Consider the following 21976-nt stretch of genomic DNA (forward strand, 5'->3'; position numbering starts at 1 on the left):
TTGGTTTTTTTTTCCAGTATGTGCGGTTTGATTTTTTTATCAACTGGTAAAATTTATTTTGAGCATAACCGCTCGCGATTTCCGCCATGCTGCTTAAAAAATCAGCAAAGCGTCTTGTGCAGCTCGGGCCGGACTGGTCAGTATGGCGAAACTCAACGGAGGGGAACATGGGTCTACGCTTCTTTTCGGACAAGGATCGGCCGGTTCATCTGGGCCCCTATCCACTTGAACGTCTAAAGCGGCTGCGCCAGGCCCCGGACTTCAATACCGTCCCGGCTTGGGGGCCGGTTTCGTTCCGCCGCCCCGACGCGCCTGATAGCATCGTAAATGCGATGGGCGAATATCAGGCCATGCTGGATGCGATCCGCGATGGCATGGTGAACAAAACCCGTGCGACCATTCCCGCCGACCCTTTGGATCGATCCAACCACTTGAAAGCATTTGGCTATTTCTCTGATGCCAGCATGGTCGGAATTTGCCGTCTGCCCGACGCGGCACGGCTGGAACAGCCCGAGCGTAATCCCGATATCGACCGCCTGGCCGAAGAATTGCGTAGCAAACAGACCAAAACGCTGGCCTCGGGTATCGATGTGATCATGGCCGAGCTGAAAGAGGCGATGGAGGCCCCGCCCTCGGGTATCGACGGGCATAAATACGCGCTGATTTTCCTCTATGAATACCCCCGCGATCCGCAACCCTACGAGCCGGGAACCGAATGGATCGCCGACGCGCAGGCCCATCGCGCCTGCCTGCGCGCCAATGAAACCGCCGCTGTTCTTGCCAATTATATCCGGTTGCTGGGCTGGCAGGCCAAGGCCCATTCCGGCGCGTCCTCGGATGTGGATCTGAACCGGCTGGCAGTGGCGGCGGGGCTGGCCACGGTGGATAATGGCGCTCTGGTTGCGCCCTGGATCGGGCCACGATTCGGCTTGGCCGCCGTCACCTGCGATCTGGGTTTGATCGCGGACAAACCGCTGGCTCCGATGTCGGAACAGCCTTGGTTCAAAACCAAGGGTCCGGCGTGGTGGCTGGGCAAGGGGTTCGCCAAATCGGCTCTGAACCGCGATCCGTTCGCCAAACGTCGCTTCGCCGAAGGCCCCCACCCGTTCGAGCGGCTGAAGCGGGTCGAAGATCCGACAACCTATATCGACGAACCGAACGTGGCCCGGGTTCCAAAGCGCGCCGACATGTTCGCCCGTGCTCAATTCGGCGATATGGGAAAACATGTGCAGGATGGCGCCAAGGGGGGCCACTATGCCCGAAAATCCGCGCCCAGTTTCGCGCAGCGCCGGGCGCTCGGCGCTTTTGTCGTGATCCAGAATGGTGATCCCAACCCGACCGGGCCGCGCCCCTCTGATCCGCAGGAAAACGCCGCCAATATCAAGGCCACCAGCTATTTCCTCGGCGTCGATGCGGTCGGACTCAGCCGCTGCCCCGACTGGGTCTGGTATTCCCATGACGCCGCCGGGGATCCGATTGATCCCCCGCATGATCAGGCGGTCAGCATGATCATCGATCAAGGCTATGAAACGATGGAAGGCGCCAGCGGCGACGACTGGATCAGCGTGGCCCAATCGATGCGCGCTTACCTGCGCTTTTCCTTGCTCGGCGGCGTCATCGCAAAACATATCCGAAACCTTGGATATAGCGCCAAAGCCCATACGGTGATGGATGGCGAGGTGCTGCAACCCCCCTTGCTGCTGCTGTCAGGACTGGGCGAAGTCAGCCGGATCGGCGAAGTGATCCTGAACCCTTACCTCGGGCCGCGGCTAAAATCCGGGGTGGTGACCACCGACATGCCAATGGCGCATGACAGGCCGATCGATTTCGGATTGCAGGCCTTTTGCGAGGCTTGCAACAAATGCGCCCGCGAATGTCCCTCGGGCGCGATCACCGCCGGGCCGAAGCTGATGTTCAACGGCTATGAAATCTGGAAATCCGACAGCCAGAAATGCGCAACCTACCGGATCACCACCGAAGGCGGCGCGATGTGCGGACGCTGCATGAAAACCTGCCCGTGGAACCTTGAAGGATTGTTTGCCGAAGCGCCATTTCGCTGGGCGGCTTCGAATATCCCGGCGCTGGCAAGGCCGTTGGCGAAACTCGACGATGCGGTCGGCAATGGCGGCCTGAACGATGTCAAGAAATGGTGGTGGGACATCGAATTGCAGGACGATGGCGGCTACCATCCGTCGAAACATGTCCTGAACCGGCGCGATCTGCAAACCGATCTGGACCTGAAATACGAAGACCAGACCCTTGCCGTTTACCCTGCGCCGCTGGCCCCGCCGCCCTGGCCCTATCCTTTCCCAATGGACCGTGAGGCAGGGATCGCTGCCTACAAAGCGATGATCCCGGCGCAGGAATACCGCGACAGGCTGGCGGCAAACGATGACTCGGTGATCCACCATTACACCACCCCCAGCGACCCGCCGGTGATCCGGGTCGAAGTCACCAAGGCGGAAAAGATGACCGCCGATGTGACCAAGTACGAATTTTCGACGCTGGACGGCGCGCCTCTGCCCGACTGGTCGGCGGGCGCGCATCTCGACGTGCTGGTTGCGCCGGAATTCCTGCGGCAATATTCGATGTCGGGCGATCCGCACGACGTTTCCAAATATCAGATCGGTGTACTGAGAGAAGATCACGGCCGCGGCGGGTCTGCCCTGATGCATCGCATTTTCAGCGAAGGCCGCAAGGTTTTCATTTCCAAACCGATCAACCATTTCCCGCTGGCCGAGGACGCCACGAAAACCTTCCTGATGGGGGGCGGCATTGGCGTGACGCCGATGATCGCCTTTGCCCACCGGCTGCACCAACTGGGCCGCGATTTCGCACTGCACTATTCCTGTTCCGCGCGCGCATCCGCCGGCTATCTGGACGATCTTGCGCGGATGCCATGGGCCGACAAGGTGCATTACCATTTCAGCGACGAAGGCAGCCGCGCCGATCTCGATACGGTGCTGACGGGGTATCAACCCGGCTGGCATGTCTATACCTGTGGTCCGGATCGCTACATGACCGGCGTGATCGAGGCAGCCACCCGGCAGGGTTTCCCCGAAGAGGCGCGGCACCTGGAATATTTCAGCGTCCCCGAGCAGCCCGAATATGAAAACCATCCCTTCACCCTGCGACTGAAAGACGGGCGTGAATTGCAGGTGCCTGCGGACAAAACCGCCTCGGACGTGTTGCTGGAAAACGGCATCCATGTGGATGTGAAATGTTCCGACGGCATTTGCGGGGTCTGCAAGTGCGGGCTGATCAGCGGTGATGTCGAACACCGCGATTTCGTCCTGTCGAACGCACAACGGAAAAACACCATCATCCTGTGTCAATCCCGTGCCGCCGACCCGGATGGCGTGGTGGAAATCGACCTTTAGCCTGCAAAACAGGCAAAAATGTCATCGGGATGTGACAATCGAAGGCCAAAGTTTTTCTGCAGTTGCGAAACACCCTTCGCGCTCGTATGGATGAGCTATGACCAGAAAAACGCGCCTTTCGAAATCCGACTGGCTGACCGCCGGTTTTTCCGCCCTGATTCAGGACGGTCCCGCCGCTTTAAAAGCTGAACCACTGGCGCGGCGGCTGGGAACCACCAAAGGATCGTTCTACTGGCATTTCGACGATGTGCCCGCCTATCACGGCTCATTATTGGATGTGTGGGAGGCCGAAGCCTTGTCGCCGCTGGCCAGAATTCTGGAAGAAGAACCCAACTCCGGGGCCAAGCTGCGTCGTCTGGGACAACAAATCACCGATTATTCCAGCCCGGCCACCGACGGTAAAAACCCCGAACGGGCTATGCGCGCCTGGGCCCAGGGGGACGCCAAAGTGGCGCAGCGGGTCGCAAAAGTTGACAATCTGCGGCTGAACCTGCTGACCGAACTTCTGCGCGACAGCGACATCACCAACCCTGATTGGGCCCGGGTGATTCTGGGATCGACCATCGGCATCAAAAGCCTGCCCGAAAACGCCCGCGATGCGGACGGGCCGATGGGATCACTCGTCGACCTGGTTCTGGCGCTGCGCTGAGAGGCGCGACAACTGATCAACGAAGCGCTGCCGCGCTTGCGGCAACGGTTTGCCCTGCCCGCCTTCGGCCAGTGATTTCCGCAGGAAAAACCCTGTCACCTCCAAGCCATGCAATATGTCCGGCATCGGGTGTTCAGATCCGCCCAGCAGGCATTCCGGCAGCGGCAGCAGCCGGTCGGCCCATTCCCCCGCCCCCGCGCGCGACACCGCGCGGCCGGTTTTCGGCGAAATATAACTCAGATCATTCGCCGTCCCGACAACGGCACAGGCCGACAGGTCCAGCCCATAGCCCAACTCCTCCAACAGCGCCAATTCCCAGCGCAGATACGCGACTGGCCAAAGCGCGGCTTCGTCCAGAATATCCAGCAGCGCCTCGGTCCGTCGGTACAGCGGCAGATGCGCCTCGCGTTCTGGCAGCGCATAAAGCAACAGCGCACAAACCGCATTGAGCCCGGCCAATGCCTGACGATCCGCCATCACCATCGCCGCGCGACTGCGCACGGGTTCCACTGTGTAGCTGCCGATATGATCCGCCAACCGCGCCCGCCACGCCACATCAAGCTGCGCCCCGGGCTGCAGGATCGGCGCGATTTTCCGGCTGGTGGCGCCGCGCATCACGCCCGCATGACGGCCGTGTTCAGGGGTGAACAGCTCCAGGATGGCCGCGTTTTCCCCGTGCCGCCGTACCGCCAGCAATATGCCCTGATCGCGCCATTCCATGGCGGCGACTGTGAGGCAGGAATCATAGGAAGTGCAAGGTGCTTTGAAGCGGCCTGATGAAGGCGGTTTCCGTTCCGGGTGAAGTGTCCCTCGCCATACAGCGACGGACGTCCTCTAATCCGCCAGCCCCGGCTCATCCAGCAAATGCCGCCCCTGCCGGTCCTCGACCTCAACCACCCACAGGTCGGGATCAAACCCGCGCTGCTTGGCGATGGCGGCGTCCACGTCGCGTTCCTCGCCCGCGACCAGTTCCATCCACTTGCGTGCCCCGCTCATCAGGTCGAACGACCGCTGATAGGCCACCGCCTGCCCGTCCAGCGTGTTGAGCTTGATCAGGACCGCGCCCGCCGTGTCGTCGCCATGCGAGACGACGAAGGCGGGGATGTCGGACAGGCGCAGCCGGGTCAGATAGGCATCGACCCAAATCCGGGCGGTCAGGCGCATGGCCTCAGTTCCCGTCCTTGAAATCGAGACCCATTTCGGAATAACGCGCGGCTTCGTCCAGCCAGCCGGAGCGCACCTTGACCTGCAGGAACAGATGCACCTTACGGCCCAGGAATTCTTCCAATTCCTCGCGCGCGGCCTTGCCGACCGCCTTGATGGTTTCACCCTTATGGCCCAGCAGGATGCCCTTGTGACCGTCGCGGGCGACATAGATCACCTGATCAATCCGGGCCGATCCGTCCTTGCGTTCTTCCCAGTTCTCGGTTTCCACCGTCAGCTGGTAGGGCAATTCCTGATGCAGCCGCAGGGTCAGCTTTTCCCGCGTCATTTCGGCGGCGATCATCCGCATCGGCAGATCGGCAATCTGATCTTCGGGATACAGCCACGGGCCTTCGGGCACTTCGCCCGCCAGCCATTTGCGCAAATCCTCGACCCCATGACCTTTTTCGGCGGAGATCATGAAGGTTTTGACGAAGGGATAGCGGTCGTTCAGTTTCTGCGACAGCGCCAGCAGCGCCTCGGCCTTGACCCGGTCGATCTTGTTGATCGCCAGCGCGACTTTGCGCCCCTTGCCGATGTCTTCCAGCCCTTCAAGTATCTTTTCCACCCCTTCGGTCACGCCGCGATGCGCCTCGACCATCAAAACGATGACATCGGCATCCGCAGCACCGCCCCAGGCGGCGGCAACCATCGCCCGGTCCAGCCGTCGGCGCGGTTTGAACAGGCCGGGCGTATCGACGAAAACGATCTGGGCGTCGCCCTCGATCGCGACGCCGCGAATACGGGTGCGGGTGGTCTGCACCTTGTGGGTAACGATCGACACTTTCGCTCCGACCATGCGATTGGTCAGGGTCGATTTGCCCGCATTGGGCTCTCCGATCAGGGCAACGAATCCGGCGCGTGTGGTCATGTGGGCCTCGTGTGATGAAGCGCAGTATGTAGCGACATTGCCAACCATTTACCAGAGCCGGGGCAAGACCGTGAATTCCGGCGTGAATTGCCAAATGTTTCCGGCTCGGATACCGCAGCCCTACGGCTCCAACCGATCCAGCAGCGCCTTGGCCGCCGCCTGTTCCGCCTGTCGCTTGGACCCGGCGGTGGACTGTTCGCTGGCGCCGTTGTCCAGTTCGACCTTGATCGTGAAAACCGGCGCGTGATCGGGGCCCGACCGCGACAGCTCGATATATTTCGGCGGGGTCAAGCCGCGCGCCTGGGCCCATTCCTGCAGACTGGTTTTGGCATCGCGGGCATCGGCATCGACGCTGTCGATCCGTTTACCCCAAAGCCGCAGCACCATATCGCGCGCCGCCTCGAATCCGGCATCCAGATACACCGCAGCGATCACCGCTTCCATCGCGTCGCCCAACAACGCCTGCTTGCGCCGCCCGCCCGACATCATTTCCGACCGGCCCAGTTTCAAAACCGCGCCCAGATCGATTTCTTTCGCCACATCGGCGCAGGCTTCCTTGCGCACCAAGGCGTTGAACCGCGGTGCAAGCTGGCCTTCGCTTGCCGATTTGTCCCGCGCCAGCAACGCCTCGGACATCGCCAGCCCCAGCACCCGGTCGCCCAGGAATTCCAACCGCTGATTGTCGGCCCGCGTGGGCGAAGACATCGACGCATGGGTCACCGCACGCACCAACAGATCGGGCCGACCAAAGCGGTGCCCGATCCGTGTCTCGAAGGATTTCAGGTCTGCCGACAGTTTCACGACACCGCCTTGAAATAGCGATCCGACCGCCAGGTCCAGAAATACAGCATCGAACGGCCCGAAGACGAGAACATGATCCGGTCAGCCCGGCCGATCAGGTTTTCATAGGGCACGAAACCGACGCCACCCGATTGCTGCGGCACCCGGCTATCGGTGGAATTGTCCCGGTTGTCGCCCATGAAGAAATAGTTGCCCGGGGGCACGGTATAAACCGGCGTATTGTCCAGCGACTGATTTCCGATATTCAGCACCGCGTGTTCGACACCACCCGGCAGGGTTTCAATCTGGCGCGATTTGGAACAATCGCCGCCGGTGCCGACAGGGCCGTTTTCACAGCGCGGCCGCAACCGTTGCGGCCCCTGCGCATCGTAGGTTTCGACAAATGCCCCGTCATCTTCCAGCTTGACCGCTTCGCCGTTGAGGTACAGCACGCCGTTTTTCACCTGCACGGTGTCGCCCGGCAATCCGATCAGCCGCTTAACATAATCTGCACCGCTGACCGGATGACGGAATACGATCACGTCACCGCGTTCGGGTTCCGATCCCATGATCCGGGTGTTGTCCCCATCGAGAAAACCGCAGATGTCTTTGGCGTCGATACCCAACGGACGGATAGAAGGGCAGGAGGCGTAGGAATAGCCATAGGCCATCTTGTTGACGAACAGGAAATCGCCGATCAGCAACGTGTCCTTCATCGACCCGGACGGAATCCAGAATGGCTGAAAGAAAACCGTGCGAAAAACACCCGCGATCAGCAGGGCGTAAACGACCGTCTTGATGGTTTCGACAACGGCGTTTCCTTGTTTGGCATCGGCGGCCATTTGGACTTCTCCTGAATTGCATAGCTGAGGGCTAGATGAGCGGATGGAACCGGCGTGTCAACCCGGAGGGGGCGCCGACGGGCGGGCTTCGATCACGACAAAGGCCTGTGCCCAGGGGTGATCGTCGGTCAGGGTGACGTGAATGATCGCTTCGTACCCCGGCGGGGTCATGTCTTGCAGACGCGCCTTGGCCCAGCCGGTCAGTTCCATCACCGGCTGGCCGGTATGCAGGTTGCTGACAGCCATGTCTTTCCAGCTGATCCCCATCCGCAATCCGGTCCCCAGCGCCTTGGAACAGGCTTCTTTCGCGGCCCAGCGCTTGGCATAGGTTCCCGCCGTGTCCTTGCGCCGCTCGGCCTTGCGCTGCTCGACCTCGCTGAAAACCCGATTGCGGAACCGGTCGCCGAACCGGTCCAGCGTTCCGGCAATGCGGTCGATATTGGCCAGATCCGTACCGACGCCAAGGATCATCGCGCCACCTTCCCGGCAACACCGCAAAGCGTTTCGAACAGTCCGGGCAGTTTTGCGTACAAGCAAGCGGTGCAGATCACCCCCGGACCTCATCCATCAGACGGCGCATTTCCTCGATCGCCGGAACCAGCCCGCGGAAAATCGCCTCGCCGATGATGAAATGGCCAATATTCAGTTCCATCACTTCGGGGAAAGCCGCAATCGGCTGCACGGTGTCATAGGTCAGCCCGTGACCGGCATGCACCTCAAGCCCCAAAGAATGGGCATAGGCAGACATCTCGTGCAGCGCCTGCAATTCGCGGTCATGATCGTCCATCCTGCCTTCGGCATGGGCATCGCAATAGGCGCCGGTATGCAGCTCGATCACCTGTGCGCCGATCCGCGCTGCGGCTTCGATCTGTTTGCGATCGGCGGCGATGAAAATCGACACACGGCAGCCCGCGTCACGCAAAGGTGCGATGAAATGGGCCAGCCGGTTTTCTTCGCGCGCCACTTCCAGCCCGCCCTCGGTGGTGCGTTCTTCGCGCTTTTCAGGTACGATACAGACCGCATGTGGCTTATGCCGCAGCGCGATCTTCTGCATTTCCTCGGTCGCCGCCATTTCGAAATTGAGCGGCACCGACAGCACCTCCATCAGCCCGTCGATATCGGCATCAGAAATATGACGGCGGTCTTCGCGCAAATGCGCGGTAATTCCATCCGCACCAGCGTCCTGCGCCAGCCGCGCCGCCCGCAGCGGATCGGGATAGGCACCGCCCCGCGCATTCCGAACCGTTGCCACATGATCGATATTCACGCCAAGGCGCAGTTTCCCCAAGGGCTGCATCGCCTTCTCCTGTCTTCCAATGACCATCCCCGTCAGCGGGCACCCTAATCGCGTTTGGACCGGTCGTCAGCCTTCAGATGTGCTTTTTTCTTCAGCGCGCTGAATTTCGCCTTCAGCACCCCTTTGCGCCGGTGCTGATAGGCGCGGATCAGCGGTACCGAAATGTAATAAGCGATCAGCCCGGCAATGATACCGGGAACGATGCCACCAATCATATAAGGGAAGAAAACTTCGTCATAGAACACTTCCAAACGATGCCATTCCATATCGGCATCGGTAAAAATGGCAAAGAAATTGTGTTGCAGATCGGCGCTCGCATCAAGGAACTTTCCGGCCAGCGACCGCTGCACTTCTTCGTGATGCAAATGACGGCCCATAAGGAAATAGCCGGTCTTCATCGAAATCAATCCGATCGGCAGATAGGTCAGCGGATTGCCGAAAAACGTGCCCAGCAGCGACGCCAGGATATTGCCGCGCAGGATAAAGGCCAAACTACCGGCCACCACAAAATGCAGTCCGAAAAACGGGGTGAAGGTGGTGAACACGCCGGCAAAGATACCGCGGGCGATCTTTTCGGGCGAATCGGGCAGCCGGTGCAGCCTGTGTTTCACGTATTGCGCCGCCCGCCCCCAACCGCCGCGGGGCCAGAAGAATTCAAACACGATCCTCCAGATCGGTCGACGGTCGCGGCGTTTGAAAACCAAGGCTTACCGCCCTCCTGCTAGCCCGCTTGCATATTTGCGCGTGTCGGATCCCGGTGTCGCTGGACCGCCGCGACATCGCTTTCGGCTTCCAGCGCAGACATGACCGAATGCAGATGTTCGGCATCCCTGAGTTCGATATCGATCAGCAACCGGAAGAAATCGGGCTTACGGTCGACGAATACCAGATCGGCAATATTGGCCTTCTGTTCGCCGATCAATGTGCAAATACGTCCCAGCACCCCGGCATCGTTGCCGATGGTGATATTCAGCGTGGTGGTGTGAATCGCCGGATGCTTGCCCGCGTGCCAATGCAAATCCATCCAGCGGTCAGGTTGGTCTTCGTAATTCGCCAGCGCCTCGCAATCAATGGCATGCACGATCACGCCCTTGCCGCGATGGGAAATCCCGACGATGCGCTCGCCCGGCAAGGGCTGGCAGCAGCGCGCGATGGTGAAATGCTGATCATGCGACAGACCCACCACCGCACCGCGCAATTCGATATCGTCGGATTCTGCTTCGCTCAGCTCGGGGTAAACCGCGTGCAGCACATCGCGGGTGGTCAGCTCGGCGCTGCCCAGCTGGGCCAGCAGCATATCGGTATCTTCCAGCCGCAGGTTCCGGGCCGCGGTTTCCAGCGCCTTGTCGGTGGCCTTCTTGCCCACATGTTCAAAGGCCGAGCGCGCAAGTTCCCGGCCCAGTTTGGAAAACCGTTCGCGGTCCACTTCGCGCAGCGCCCGACGGATCGCAGTACGCGCCTTGCCGGTGGTGGCGATATCGAGCCAGGTCGCTTGCGGTGTCTGGCCTTCGGCGGTGATGATCTCGACGGACTGACCATTCTTGACCCGGGTCCACAAAGGCACCCGCATCCCGTCGATCTTGGCCCCGACACAGGCATTGCCGATCCGGGTGTGGATGGCATAGGCGAAATCAATCGGCGTTGCGCCTTTGGGCAATTTCACCACTTCGCCCTTAGGGGTGAAGCAGAACACCTTGTCGGTGTACATTTCCAGTTTCACCGCTTCCAGGAAAGCGTGGTGATCCTCTTCGGCGTCGAATTGTTCGGTCAGCCCGGCCAGCCATTTGGCCGGATCGACCGCGAACGGGTTCATCGCCCGCACCCCGTCCCGATAGGACCAATGCGCCGCCACCCCGGTTTCGGCAACGTCGTGCATCTGCCGGGTGCGGATCTGTACCTCGACCCGTTTGCCGTCGCGGCCCGATACGGTGGTGTGGATCGACCGGTAGCCATTCGATTTCGGTTGGCTGATGTAATCCTTGAACCGCCCGGGCACCGCCCGCCAGCGTTGATGGATCACCCCCAGGGCCCGGTAACAGTCATCTTCGCTATTGGTGATCACCCGGAACCCGTAAATATCGGACAAACGTGAAAAGCCCACGTCCTTCTCTGACATCTTACGCCAGATCGAATAGGGCTTTTTAGCGCGGCCGAAAACCTGAGCGTCGATACTGACCCCTTCCAGCTCATGACGCATGTCGCCAGTGATACGGTGGATCACATCGCCGGTTTCATTCTGCAGCATGACAAACCGCCGCATGATCGAAGCGCGCGCTTCGGGGTTCAGCACCTTAAATGCCAGATCTTCCAGTTCGTCGCGCATCGACTGCATCCCCATGCGCCCGGCCAGCGGGGCATAGATTTCCATCGTTTCACGCGCTTTCTGCGACTGCTTGTCCGGGCGCATCGCCTTGATCGTGCGCATATTGTGCAACCGGTCTGCCAGCTTGACCAGGATCACCCGCAGGTCCTTGGACATGGCCATGAACAGCTTGCGGAAATTTTCCGCCTGTTTGGTTTCGGAACTGGAGAGTTGCAGATTGGTCAGCTTGGTGACGCCATCGACCAGATCGGCGATTTCCCTGCCAAACCGCTTTTCGACCTCGGAATAGGATGCCTTGGTGTCTTCGACTGTATCGTGCAGCAGCGCCGTCACGATGGTCGCGTCATCCAGACGCTGTTCGGTCAGGATCGCGGCCACGGCAACGGGATGACTGAAATAGGGTTCACCCGAATGACGGAACTGGCCGTCATGCATGGCAAGGCCGAACGCATAGGCCTCGCGCAGCATATTTTCGTTGGTTTTGGGGTTATAATTGTGGACCAGAGCGATCAGGTCATCAACCGCGATCATCTTGTCCGACTTCCCCTCGTGCGGAACAGGTTAGCCCTGCCCTTGCGCTTCCATCAACTGACGCAGCAGCATTTCTTCGGACATGTCGTCCTCGGCGGGCTTGTCCGCTTCGCCACCGCCCATCAACAGAGCCATGGAATCTTCTTCCGGCTCGTCGACTTCGATCTGAGTCTGGTTGCTTTCGATCAGACGCTCGCGCAAATCTTCGGCCGATTGGGTTTCCTCGGCGATTTCGCGCAGGGCCACAACCGGGTTCTTGTCGTTGTCGCGATCCACGGTCAGCGCGGAACCGGACGCAATTTCGCGGGCGCGATGCGATGCAAGCATCACCAGCTCGAAACGGTTCGGAACCTTGTCTACGCAATCTTCAACGGTAACACGGGCCATCGGGGCACTCCAATCAGGGGCAGGCAATAGAAGGGGTGTATGTAAGGCGGCAGACCGTGCTTGACAAGGCGAAATCACATCGCAACCACCTCGTTTTTCGCCATTTTCGGCAATTCTGCGCACATTTCCGAGACACTCTTACCCAAGATTGGATGTTTCCAGTCCGGCGCGACATCGCAAAGCGGCACCAAAACAAAGGCCCGGTCCTGAATCCGGGGATGTGGCAGAATCAGTTGCCCCGGCGCGAACGCCATCTGGTCCGAAATCGGCAGGTCGATCCAATGCAGGACTGCGTCCCGGTCCGGCAGAATATGGTTACCAACGGCAATTAAATCCAAATCGAGCGTCCGCCCGACCCACCTGGCTGCGTCTTTTGGTCTTTTTCTACCAAACCTCTTTTCTACCTTGTGTAGTACAGACAGTATTTCTACGGGAGTTTTTTCCGTACGGCAACGTAGGGCACCATTGACATAGTCGGGACCGGCCCCTTGAGGGAAGCAAGGCGTTCTAAACAATCGACTTTCTTCGATTACCTCAATCCCTTCACCGGGCAGCATCGCGATGGCTTTACGCAGGGTATCCTCGGGCAACTCGCCTGCAAGTGGCAGATTAGCGCCAAACGCGATCAATATATCCTGAGTAGCATCCATACGCCAACCTATCCCTTTGATACTCTTGCGCAACTTGCGCCACCTGCCAATACACCCTATTTTTGTATACAAGCGCGGCGATGATTTTTTTATTCCTTACACTCACGGACTTGTCGCCAAGCTGATAATCGGAAGGAAATTTGATGTTCTACAAAGACGAACGGCTGGCGCTGTTCATCGATGGGTCCAACCTGTATGCAGCCGCAAAGGCGCTTGGCTTCGATATCGACTACAAGCTGCTTCGGCAAGAATTCATGCGCCGCGGGAAGTTGCTGCGCGCATTCTACTACACAGCGCTGTTGGAGAATGATGAATATTCTCCGATCCGCCCGCTGGTAGACTGGTTGCATTACAACGGGTTCACCATGGTGACCAAACCGGCCAAGGAATATACCGACAGCCAGGGCCGACGTAAGGTCAAGGGCAATATGGATATCGAACTGACCGTCGATGCCATGGAACTGGCCCCGCGCGTCGACCATATCGTGCTGTTCTCCGGCGACGGCGATTTCCGCCCGCTGGTGGAAAGCCTGCAGCGCCAGGGCGTTCGGGTTTCAGTGGTGTCCACGATCCGCAGCCAACCGCCAATGATCGCTGACGAATTGCGTCGCCAGGCCGATAATTTCATCGAACTGGACGAACTCAAGGACGTGATCGGCCGGCCTCCGCGCGAAATGCCCGTGGATCGCGAAGCCGCGTATACAGCAGAATAAGACAGGTCCGGCGTGATCCTGAACAGACGGGGCTGCCTTTGGCGGCCCCGTTTTGCATTCCGGGCACGGCACCGGAAGGATGTCAGGGGCTGGACCTGTGGGGCTCTTGGCCTTACCTCTGAGCGGACAGGAGACCGCAAATGACAAAACCGCCCCTTACCCTTTATCTGGCCGCACCACGCGGGTTTTGCGCCGGTGTCGACCGCGCCATCAAGATCGTCGAAATGGCGATCCAGAAATGGGGCGCGCCGGTCTATGTCCGCCACGAGATCGTACACAACAAATTCGTCGTCGACAGCCTGAAGGACCAAGGCGCGATTTTCGTCGAGGAACTGGGCGAATGCCCCGATGACCGGCCGGTGATCTTTTCTGCCCATGGGGTACCGAAATCGGTACCCGCAGCGGCGCAGGCACGGCAGATGATCTATGTCGATGCCACCTGCCCATTGGTCAGCAAGGTCCATATCGAAGCCGAAAGACATTCCGAACAGGGGCTTCAGATCATCATGATCGGCCATGCAGGCCACCCCGAAACCATCGGCACGATGGGGCAATTGCCCGAAGGCGAGGTGCTGCTGGTCGAAACCGTTGACGATGTGGCATCGGTTGATGTGCGCGACCCTGCCAAACTGGCCTTCGTGACCCAGACCACCCTGTCGATCGATGATACCAAGGATATCGTCGCCGCCCTTCAGACGCGCTTCCCGGCCATTCAGGGTCCGCATAAGGAAGACATCTGTTACGCCACCACCAACCGGCAGGAATCGGTCAAGGCGATGGCACCACGGATCGACGCATTACTGGTCGTTGGTGCGCCGAATTCATCGAATTCCCGCCGCTTGGTCGAGGTTGGCGCACGCAATGGCTGCGCCTATGCCCAACTGGTACAGCGCGCCACGGATATCGACTGGCGTGCGCTGGACGGGATTGCGTCCATCGGGATCACCGCCGGGGCCTCGGCCCCCGAGGTTCTGGTCGACGAAGTCATCGCCGCCCTGCGCGACCGTTTCGAGGTGGCCGTGACCGAGGTCGAGACCGCCAAGGAAAACGTCGAATTCAAAGTCCCGCGCGTGTTGCGCGAACCGGCCTGAGAATGGATGAGGAAACCATCCGCGTTTACGACGCCCGCGCCGGGGAATATGCCGACGTGACAGCGTCGGACAAGCCCGGACGGTTGCTCGGCACCTTTATCGACGCGCTGCCCAAAGGCGCTACGGTGTTGGACCTTGGCTGTGGCCCGGGCATCGCAGCAGGCTGGATGGCCAAGGCGGGATTGTCGGTCGTCGCCATCGACGCCTCGGCCGAAATGGTTGCGTTAGCCGCGAAAAATCGGTGTAAGCGCGCAACAGGCCGTCTTTGAAGACCTCGACGCGGTGGACCGCTATGACGGGATCTGGGCCAATTTCAGCCTGCTGCATGCCCCGCGCGCGGATATGCCCCGGCACTTCGCGGCCATTCACCGGGCGCTGAAACCCGGTGGCCTGTTCCAGATCGCGCTGAAAACCGGCACCGGCGAAAAGCGTGACCCGATCGGACGCTATTACAGCTACTACAGCGAAGCCGAATTGCTGCACCTTCTGCACGATGCGGGCTTTACCCCGACAAAATGCATCCACGGCAGCGATAAAGGGCTGGACGGGGTGGTGGCCGATTGGATATCGGTGGCCTCCCATGGCTGATTTATTTGCATATACCGACGGAGCGTGCTCCGGAAATCCCGGCCCCGGCGGCTGGGGCGTGTTGCTGCGCGCAACCGATGGCGACACCATTCTGAAGGAACGCCAGCTCAAAGGCGGCGCGGCGGAAACCACCAATAACAAGATGGAACTGATGGCCGCGATCATGGCTTTGGAAACGCTGGAAAAACCCAGCAGCCTCACCATCGTTACCGACAGCGCATATGTTAAAAACGGCGTCACCGGCTGGATTCACGGCTGGAAAAGAAACGGCTGGAAAACGTCGAACAAGAAACCGGTGAAAAACGTCGACCTATGGCAGCGCCTCGATGCGGCGCAGACCCGGCATCGGGTGACATGGGAATGGGTCAAGGGTCATGCCGGCCATCCGGAAAACGAACTGGCGGATGAACTGGCCCGCGCGGGCATGGCCCCATATAAGCCCTGATATGACAAATCTGGTCCTTCTGGATTACGCCTCGGTACTGGTCTTTGCCCTGACCGGCGCACTGGCCGCGTCACGGGCGCAGCTCGATCTGGTGGGTTTTGTCTTTATCGCCAGCCTGACCGCGCTTGGCGGCGGCACCCTGCGCGATGTCCTGCTGGACCGGACCCCGCTGTGGATCGCGCAACCGGGCTTTGTCGCCGTCGCCACGCTGGCCGCTGTTGTGGTGTTCTTTACCGCCCACCTGCTGGAAAGCCGCTATCGCGCATTGCTCTGGCTCGACAGTCTGGCGCTTGCCGTCGCCGTGCCCGCCGGGGCGGGGGTGGCGATCAGCCTGGCACAGCCTTGGCCGGTCACTCTGATCATGGGCACGCTGACCGGCACCTTTGGTGGCATGATGCGCGATGTGGTCTGCAACGAAGTGCCCTTGGTGCTGAAAAAGGGCGAATTATATGTCACAGCCGCCTTTGCCGGGTCTGCCGCCACCGTACTGGCGGCGTCGATGGTTGCTGACCCGCTGATCGTCGCAGTGGCCGGGGGGCTGGTGACATGGGCGCTGCGTGCGGGGTCCCTGATGTTTGGCTGGAGCCTGCCAAGCTACAAAAGCCGCCCGCCCAGACCCTGATCTATTTTTTCTGAAACGTCTGCCATACCCAGATCAGCAACAGCGCGCCGAGAACCGCGCCGACCAGACCGGCGGCCAGTCCCATCACCGCCAGCAAAGCCCTCAATACCAGCCCGCCAATCAGCGCCCCGGCTATCCCGATCCCGATCGTCGGCAGGATACCGGCCTCGATATTCATCAGTCTTGTCGCCAGAAACCCTGCGGCAGCCCCGATTATGATCAACCAGACAATAGCCATGACATGCTCCTATTTGCGATAATGGGTCGGCACGATGATCAGCGCCCCGATGGATGACAGGATGGCGTCAAATCCCGGCGCGCCGAAACGCAGCCCGAACATGATGCGGATGAAATAGAACAGGAACGCGCCGCCAATGCAGATGATGATCGACGGCAGATAACCGTTGCGGGTGAACCCGGTTTTTTCCGACAGGTAGCCAACGATCCCGGCAATCACCACGGTTCCGATCAGCGTTGGAAACATCTGCCCTGTCCTCTTGGTTAAAGCCGCGTTCCCTTTGGCAACGCCATGCCGCGTATGAATATATCGGCATCCTGAGCCGCCTTGCCCGCTCGTTGCAAGCGCAAAAGCTGCACCGCACCCGTCCCGCAAGCCACCGTCAGCCGGTCGTCCAGCACCTCGCCCGGTTCGCCCGAACCGTCGGTCAGGCGCGACGCCAGCAGCTTGATGCGCTGGCCGTCATGCTCAATGAACGCGCCCGGAAACGGCGACAGACCCCGGATCTTGCGGTCGACCTCCTCGGCCGATGCGGTCCAGTCGATTGCCGCCTCGGCCTTGTCGATCTTGTGGGCGTAGGTGACGCCCGCCTCGGCTTGCACCTCGGGCGTCAACTCGCCCAGTCGTGCCAGCGCCTCGACAATCAACGATGCCCCCATTTCGGACAGCCGGTCATGCAGCGCTGCCGTGGTCTCCTCTGCCCCGATCGGTGTCGCCCGCCGCAGCAGGACCGGGCCGGCATCCAGACCGGCCTCCATCTGCATGATGCAGATGCCGGTTTCCGCATCCCCGGCCATGATCGCGCGATGGATCGGCGCCGCCCCGCGCCAGCGCGGCAACAGCGAGGCGTGGATGTTCAGGCAGCCATGTTTCGGGGCGTCCAGAATGGCTTGCGGCAGGATCAACCCATAGGCCACCACGACGGCCACATCGGCGTTGAGCGCTGTGAATTCGGCCTGCGCCTCCGCCCCTTTCAGAGACACCGGGTGGCGCACCTGCAATCCCAGCTCCAGCGCCCGGGCATGGACCGGCGTTGGCCGATCCTTCTTGCCCCGCCCCGCCGGGCGCGGCGGCTGGCAATAGACTGCGGCGACATCGTAACCGGCATCGACCAGCGCATTCAGCACCGGCACGGAAAAATCCGGCGTCCCCATGAAAATCACACGCATGTCCCTGCCCCTTTCGATCAGCGCAGCTTACGCGCCTTCTTGATCAGCATATCGCGCTTCACCCGGCTGAGATGGTCGAAATACATCTTGCCGTTCAGATGGTCGATCTGGTGTTGCACGCTGGTTGCCCACAGCCCAACGAAATCGCGCTCTTCGACCTCGCCCGCCTCGTTCATGAATCGCACCGTCACCGCGCGCGGGCGTTGAATCGTGGCATGAACGCCGGGCAGGTTCGGGCTGGCTTCATCATGGTCGCGCAATTGTACGCTGGCATGCAGGATTTCGGGATTGGCCATCCGCACTGCCTGCCCCCGTTCCTGACTGGCATCGACCACCGCCAGCCGTTGCATCACCCCGATCTGCACCGCAGCCAGACCAACGCCGGGCATCGCCTCCATCGTGTCGACCATGTCGTCCCAGATGGCGCGGATGTCATCGGTGATTTCCGCCACCGGATCGGCTGGTGTCTTCAACCGTTTGTCAGGCCAGGGCAGGCATTTGCGCGCGGTCATGTCAGCGCCTCCAGATAAGCGCCTTCGATCCGCGCGCGATCCTCATCCGACAGCCGGTCGAAGATCACCAGACCGTCAAGATGGTCGTATTCGTGCTGGGCGCATTTCGCTTCGAAGCCGTCGAGGGCGCGTTCGACCACCACACCGTCCAGGCCGCGCCAACGCAGCGTGATCCGCTCCGGGCGGGTCACATCTGCCGGGGCATCCGGGATCGACAGGCAACCTTCTTCGCCCGTCACCAGATCATCAGACCGGGTCACAAATTCGGGGTTGATGCAGATGACCGGCGTCATGTCGCCGTCTTTCCATCCGCAATCCATCACAAAGATCCGTTTCATCACACCGACCTGCGGCGCCGCCAACCCGCGCCCCGGGGCGTCGTACATGGTTTCCAGCATATCGCTGATCAGCTGATCCACATCCTCGTCCGCGCCAACCGGATCGCAAAGCTGCGACAGGCGCGGATCGGGCCATTTCAGGATCGGTAGAACACTCACGCCCGGGTGCGCTCCCGTTTCAGTTTCTGCATCTTGCGGGTGATCATCTGCCGTTTCATCGGCTTCAGGTAATCAATGAACAGCTTGCCGTCGAGATGATCGATTTCATGCTGCACGCAGGTCGCCCACAGATCGGCAAAGGTTTCGCGCTGAACATTGCCATCGCGGTCAACCCATTGCACCGTCACATCTGCCGGGCGCTCGACCTCGGCGAATTGTTCGGGAATCGACAGGCAGCCTTCTTCATAGGTGCTCAACTCGTCAGAAGTTTCGATCACTTCGGGGTTGAACATGATCAGAGGCCGTGGCGTTTCGTCCTTTTCCTTGGCGCAATCGAGCACGATCAGACGATCCAGCACACCAACCTGCGGCGCCGCCAGACCGATGCCGGGCGCGTCATACATGGTTTCCAACATATCGTCGGCCAGCTGGCGCAGATCGTCAGACAAATCAGGCACTGCGGCGCAGTGCTTTTTCAGGCGTGGATCGGGATGGATCAGGATCGGACGTTTCATGAAAATGGATTTAGGGTATGGCCCCCGAAGGCGCAATGGGCCAGTATTTTGAAAGATGGCGAAAAGCGCCCGAGTTACAGGAATTTTATTCCCTATTTTTGCCGAGCATTGGGAGGCATTCCCAATCATTTAAAGCAATACAGAAAGGGCTTCCAAATTGATCAGATATATCGGAACTTTCGCCCACCACGATCGAACTTTGCCGCACTTTGCGCGAAAGCCGCATTCCAAGCATATCTAAGGAGACCCTGAATGAGTTTCGACACGATCATCAACCGTTTTGGCACCCATTCGTCCAAATGGGACATGATGGAGGAAATTTACCATGTCCCGGCCAAGGACGGTATCCCGATGTGGGTCGCCGACATGGATTTCCGTGCCCCCGACTGCGTACAGAACGCCATCGCCAAGATGCACGAGCATGGCATCTATGGCTATTACGGTGACGACAGCAGCTATCGCAACGCGATCTGCTGGTGGATGCAGACCCGCCACGGCTGGGACGTCGATCCGCAGGCGATCTTCACCACGCATGGGCTGGTCAACGGTACGGCGCTTTGCGTCGACACCTTCACCGAACCGGGCGATGGTGTGGTTCTGATGACCCCGGTCTATCACGCCTTCGCCAAGGTGATCCGCGCCAATGACCGCCGTGTGGTCGAATGCGATCTGGCCTATGAAAATGGCCGCTACGAAATGGATTTCGACGCTTGGGATCAGCAACTCGACGGGTCGGAAAAGATGATGATCCTGTGTTCGCCGCACAATCCCGGCGGCCGGGTCTGGACCAGGGCGGAACTGGACGGCGTCGCCGCCTTTGCGAAACGTCACGACCTGATCCTGGTGTCGGACGAAATCCATCACGATCTGGTCTATTCCGGCGCCAGCCACATCCCGATGGCGCGGATCGACGGCATTGCCGACCGGCTGATCATGATGACCGCCACCACCAAGACCTTCAACATCGCCGGCAGCCATTCCGGCAACGTGATCATTCCCGATCCCGATCTCAGGGCAAAATTCGCCGCCAAAATGGCAGCACTCGGCATGTCACCAAACTCCTTTGGCCTGCACATGGCCGAAGCGGCCTACAGCCCCGAAGGCGCGGCCTGGGTCGATGATCTGCTGACCTATCTCGACGGCAACCGGAAACTTTTCGATGACGGAATCAATGCGATTCCCGGCCTTGCCTCTATGCCACTCGAAGCGACCTACCTGGCTTGGGTCGATTTTTCCGGCACCGGCATGACGCGCGAAGAATTCACCAAACGGGTTGAACAGAGCGCGAAAATCGCCGTCAACCATGGCCCCACCTTCGGGTCGGGGGGCGATGATTTCCTGCGCTTCAATCTGGCCACACCGCGCGCGCTGGTACAGCAGGCGGTGGACCGGATGCAGACGGCCTTTGCCGATCTGCAATAAGACCCGGAACCCCGGGACCGATTCAGGCCGAAGGGCGCGGCAAAGCCAGCCCTTCGGTGTCTTCCACCGCGAAATCCACCGGCGGACGATCCTGAATCGCCGTCAGCCGCTTGAATTCATAGCACATCCGCCCGTCTTCCTCGGACGCCGCAACGATCAGACACTGGTACAGATGCTGGCCGCGTTCATAGAGATCGACAAACCCGCGCAGATGCGGCGCGGTTTCAGCATCCAGCGCAAAACCGCTCTCCCAAAAACTCAGGACGCGATAGGTTTTGCCGTCGGCTTCGACCAACATGCGGGACTGACGTTCGCGCGCCCGCTTGCGGGCTGCGTGCAGCCCGGCCAGAACCTCTTGAGACAGAAATGTCGACATCTCGCTCCTCCGCGTCATTCGCCTTCAGCATGCGAAAATCATGCCACGGGGAAAATGACACTTTGGTGTCTAGACCGAATTTCCCGCCGACTGTTTCATTTTTTCGACGCTTTCGGCCGCAGAACATGCGGCACCGCAGGGTCATACAGTGCCGAATCGGTGAAATCGCGGATATCGCCCAGGACCGGACCCACCAGAATCAGCGCCGTGCGGGTGATCTTCTCGGCCCGGACCTTGGCGTGAATGTCCGACAGTGTGCCGCGAATGATGGTCTGATCCGGCCAACCGACGCGGTACGCCACCACCACCGGACAGTCTGCACCATAATACGGTGCCAGTTGACGTTCGATCTCGCGCAGGTTCCGCACCCCCAGATGGATCGCCAAGGTCGCCCCGGTGCGGGCAAAATTTTCCAATGTCTCACCGGCGGGCATCGCGGTCGATTTCATCGACACCCGGGTCAGAACGATCGACTGCGCCAGCTCCGGCACCGTCAGCTCCTGCCCCAGCGCTGCCGCAGCGGCGGCATAGGCAGGCACCCCCGGAATGATCTCATAGGCGATGCCATCGGCCCTGAGCCGCCGGATTTGTTCGGCAATCGCACCATAAAGCGATGGATCGCCCGAATGCACCCGCGCCACGTCCTGCCCGCGCTGATGCGCCGCGACAATCTCGGCATGGGTCTCGTCCAGCGTCATCGGCGCAGTGTCCATCACCTTTGCCCCGTCCGGCGCACAGCCCACCACCTCGGGCGGCACCAGCGACCCGGCATAAAGACAAACCGGGCATTCCCCGATCACCCGCTCGGCCTTTTTGGTCAGCAGCTCCGGATCGCCCGGCCCTGCACCAATGAAATATACCGTCATGCCCGCGCT

At 60.2% G+C, this 21976-nt stretch carries 26 protein-coding genes and 1 pseudogene; 8 read left to right on the forward strand and 19 right to left on the reverse strand.

Annotated elements, in window-relative coordinates:
• Window positions 1-167 precede the first annotated feature (167 nt).
• Both VOI23_RS01405 and VOI23_RS01410 read left to right on the forward strand, forming a co-directional pair.
• Window positions 168-3380, forward strand: a complete 3213-nt coding sequence (locus VOI23_RS01405) for a 2Fe-2S iron-sulfur cluster-binding protein (RefSeq protein ID WP_323780425.1) — start codon at window positions 168-170, stop codon at window positions 3378-3380.
• Window positions 3381-3477: 97 nt separating this feature from the next.
• Window positions 3478-4029, forward strand: coding sequence for a TetR/AcrR family transcriptional regulator (locus VOI23_RS01410; protein ID WP_323780428.1), 552 nt, complete (start codon window positions 3478-3480; stop codon window positions 4027-4029).
• Here VOI23_RS01410 and recO read toward each other — a convergent pair.
• The 11 genes from recO to folK form a co-directional block, all read right to left on the reverse strand.
• Entirely contained in the window at window positions 3997-4749 is a 753-nt protein-coding gene (recO, locus tag VOI23_RS01415; RefSeq protein ID WP_323780431.1) for a DNA repair protein RecO, read from the reverse strand. The genes VOI23_RS01410 and recO overlap by 33 nt on opposite strands.
• A gap of 114 nt (window positions 4750-4863) precedes the next feature.
• Window positions 4864-5193, reverse strand: a complete 330-nt coding sequence (locus VOI23_RS01420) for a DUF1491 family protein (protein ID WP_323780435.1) — start codon at window positions 5191-5193, stop codon at window positions 4864-4866.
• A gap of 4 nt (window positions 5194-5197) precedes the next feature.
• On the reverse strand, window positions 5198-6103 hold the full coding sequence (era, locus tag VOI23_RS01425; RefSeq protein WP_323780438.1) for a GTPase Era: 906 nt from the start codon (window positions 6101-6103) through the stop codon (window positions 5198-5200).
• A 120-nt stretch (window positions 6104-6223) separates the two neighbouring features.
• A complete protein-coding gene (gene rnc, locus VOI23_RS01430; protein ID WP_323780441.1) occupies window positions 6224-6904 on the reverse strand; it encodes a ribonuclease III in 681 nt (226 codons plus the stop codon).
• Window positions 6901-7725, reverse strand: a complete 825-nt coding sequence (gene lepB, locus VOI23_RS01435; RefSeq protein ID WP_323780445.1) for a signal peptidase I — start codon at window positions 7723-7725, stop codon at window positions 6901-6903. Before lepB ends, rnc begins: the two co-directional genes overlap by 4 nt.
• Window positions 7726-7782: 57 nt before the next feature.
• Window positions 7783-8196, reverse strand: a complete 414-nt coding sequence (gene acpS / locus VOI23_RS01440) for a holo-ACP synthase (RefSeq protein ID WP_323780447.1) — start codon at window positions 8194-8196, stop codon at window positions 7783-7785.
• Between the two features lie 76 nt (window positions 8197-8272).
• The gene (locus VOI23_RS01445) at window positions 8273-9022 is read right to left on the reverse strand and encodes a pyridoxine 5'-phosphate synthase (RefSeq protein ID WP_323780449.1); all 750 of its coding nucleotides are present in this window, start codon (window positions 9020-9022) and stop codon (window positions 8273-8275) included.
• A 44-nt stretch (window positions 9023-9066) separates the two neighbouring features.
• Window positions 9067-9726 carry a DUF2062 domain-containing protein gene (locus tag VOI23_RS01450; RefSeq protein ID WP_323780452.1) on the reverse strand — a complete coding sequence of 220 codons (660 nt, stop codon included), beginning with the start codon at window positions 9724-9726 and terminating at the stop codon, window positions 9067-9069.
• Between the two features lie 17 nt (window positions 9727-9743).
• A complete protein-coding gene (locus VOI23_RS01455) occupies window positions 9744-11876 on the reverse strand; it encodes a bifunctional (p)ppGpp synthetase/guanosine-3',5'-bis(diphosphate) 3'-pyrophosphohydrolase (RefSeq protein WP_323780455.1) in 2133 nt (710 codons plus the stop codon).
• Window positions 11877-11906: 30 nt separating this feature from the next.
• Entirely contained in the window at window positions 11907-12263 is a 357-nt protein-coding gene (rpoZ, locus tag VOI23_RS01460) for a DNA-directed RNA polymerase subunit omega (RefSeq protein WP_323780458.1), read from the reverse strand.
• A gap of 74 nt (window positions 12264-12337) precedes the next feature.
• Window positions 12338-12913, reverse strand: coding sequence for a 2-amino-4-hydroxy-6-hydroxymethyldihydropteridine diphosphokinase (folK, locus tag VOI23_RS01465; RefSeq protein WP_323780461.1), 576 nt, complete (start codon window positions 12911-12913; stop codon window positions 12338-12340).
• A 143-nt stretch (window positions 12914-13056) separates the two neighbouring features.
• On the opposite strand from folK, the gene VOI23_RS01470 reads away from it, so the two are divergent.
• From VOI23_RS01470 to VOI23_RS01490, 5 genes and pseudogenes are all read left to right on the forward strand, one after another.
• Window positions 13057-13626: an NYN domain-containing protein gene (locus tag VOI23_RS01470; RefSeq protein ID WP_323780464.1), complete on the forward strand. Its 570-nt coding sequence runs from the start codon at window positions 13057-13059 to the stop codon at window positions 13624-13626.
• Between the two features lie 140 nt (window positions 13627-13766).
• Window positions 13767-14717, forward strand: a complete 951-nt coding sequence (gene ispH, locus VOI23_RS01475) for a 4-hydroxy-3-methylbut-2-enyl diphosphate reductase (RefSeq protein WP_323780467.1) — start codon at window positions 13767-13769, stop codon at window positions 14715-14717.
• Between the two features lie 2 nt (window positions 14718-14719).
• Window positions 14720-15305, forward strand: a pseudogene (locus VOI23_RS01480) (class I SAM-dependent DNA methyltransferase).
• Window positions 15298-15750 (forward strand): ribonuclease HI, encoded by a 453-nt coding sequence (gene rnhA, locus VOI23_RS01485; RefSeq protein ID WP_323780470.1) that lies wholly within the window; start codon window positions 15298-15300, stop codon window positions 15748-15750. The pseudogene VOI23_RS01480 and the gene rnhA overlap by 8 nt, the downstream one beginning before the upstream one ends.
• Window position 15751: 1 nt before the next feature.
• Entirely contained in the window at window positions 15752-16372 is a 621-nt protein-coding gene (locus VOI23_RS01490; protein WP_323780473.1) for a trimeric intracellular cation channel family protein, read from the forward strand.
• A 1-nt stretch (window position 16373) separates the two neighbouring features.
• On the opposite strand, the gene VOI23_RS01495 is transcribed toward VOI23_RS01490, so the two are convergent.
• The 6 genes from VOI23_RS01495 to def (VOI23_RS01520) are packed head-to-tail and all read right to left on the reverse strand — an operon-like array spanning window position 16374 to window position 19303.
• Window positions 16374-16610, reverse strand: a complete 237-nt coding sequence (locus VOI23_RS01495) for a GlsB/YeaQ/YmgE family stress response membrane protein (RefSeq protein ID WP_323780476.1) — start codon at window positions 16608-16610, stop codon at window positions 16374-16376.
• A gap of 9 nt (window positions 16611-16619) precedes the next feature.
• Complete coding sequence (locus tag VOI23_RS01500; RefSeq protein WP_323780478.1) at window positions 16620-16856, reverse strand: hypothetical protein; 237 nt, start codon at window positions 16854-16856, stop codon at window positions 16620-16622.
• 17 nt (window positions 16857-16873) lie between these two features.
• Entirely contained in the window at window positions 16874-17779 is a 906-nt protein-coding gene (gene fmt, locus VOI23_RS01505; RefSeq protein ID WP_323780481.1) for a methionyl-tRNA formyltransferase, read from the reverse strand.
• Between the two features lie 17 nt (window positions 17780-17796).
• Window positions 17797-18291 (reverse strand): peptide deformylase, encoded by a 495-nt coding sequence (gene def / locus VOI23_RS01510; protein WP_323780484.1) that lies wholly within the window; start codon window positions 18289-18291, stop codon window positions 17797-17799.
• Window positions 18288-18788, reverse strand: a complete 501-nt coding sequence (def, locus tag VOI23_RS01515) for a peptide deformylase (RefSeq protein ID WP_323780487.1) — start codon at window positions 18786-18788, stop codon at window positions 18288-18290. Before def (VOI23_RS01515) ends, def (VOI23_RS01510) begins: the two co-directional genes overlap by 4 nt.
• Window positions 18785-19303, reverse strand: a complete 519-nt coding sequence (def, locus tag VOI23_RS01520) for a peptide deformylase (protein WP_323780490.1) — start codon at window positions 19301-19303, stop codon at window positions 18785-18787. Before def (VOI23_RS01520) ends, def (VOI23_RS01515) begins: the two co-directional genes overlap by 4 nt.
• 252 nt (window positions 19304-19555) lie before the next feature.
• On the opposite strand from def (VOI23_RS01520), the gene VOI23_RS01525 reads away from it, so the two are divergent.
• Entirely contained in the window at window positions 19556-20725 is a 1170-nt protein-coding gene (locus VOI23_RS01525; RefSeq protein WP_323780493.1) for a MalY/PatB family protein, read from the forward strand.
• Between the two features lie 22 nt (window positions 20726-20747).
• Here the strand turns inward: VOI23_RS01525 and VOI23_RS01530 are convergent, their stop codons facing one another.
• Both VOI23_RS01530 and cobM read right to left on the reverse strand, forming a co-directional pair.
• Complete coding sequence (locus tag VOI23_RS01530; RefSeq protein ID WP_323780496.1) at window positions 20748-21101, reverse strand: hypothetical protein; 354 nt, start codon at window positions 21099-21101, stop codon at window positions 20748-20750.
• A gap of 95 nt (window positions 21102-21196) precedes the next feature.
• Entirely contained in the window at window positions 21197-21967 is a 771-nt protein-coding gene (gene cobM, locus VOI23_RS01535; protein ID WP_323780499.1) for a precorrin-4 C(11)-methyltransferase, read from the reverse strand.
• Between the last annotated feature and the right edge of the window lie 9 nt (window positions 21968-21976).

Source organism: Thalassovita sp. (assembly GCF_034670005.1).
Taxonomy (GTDB): Bacteria; Pseudomonadota; Alphaproteobacteria; order Rhodobacterales; family Rhodobacteraceae; genus Thalassobius.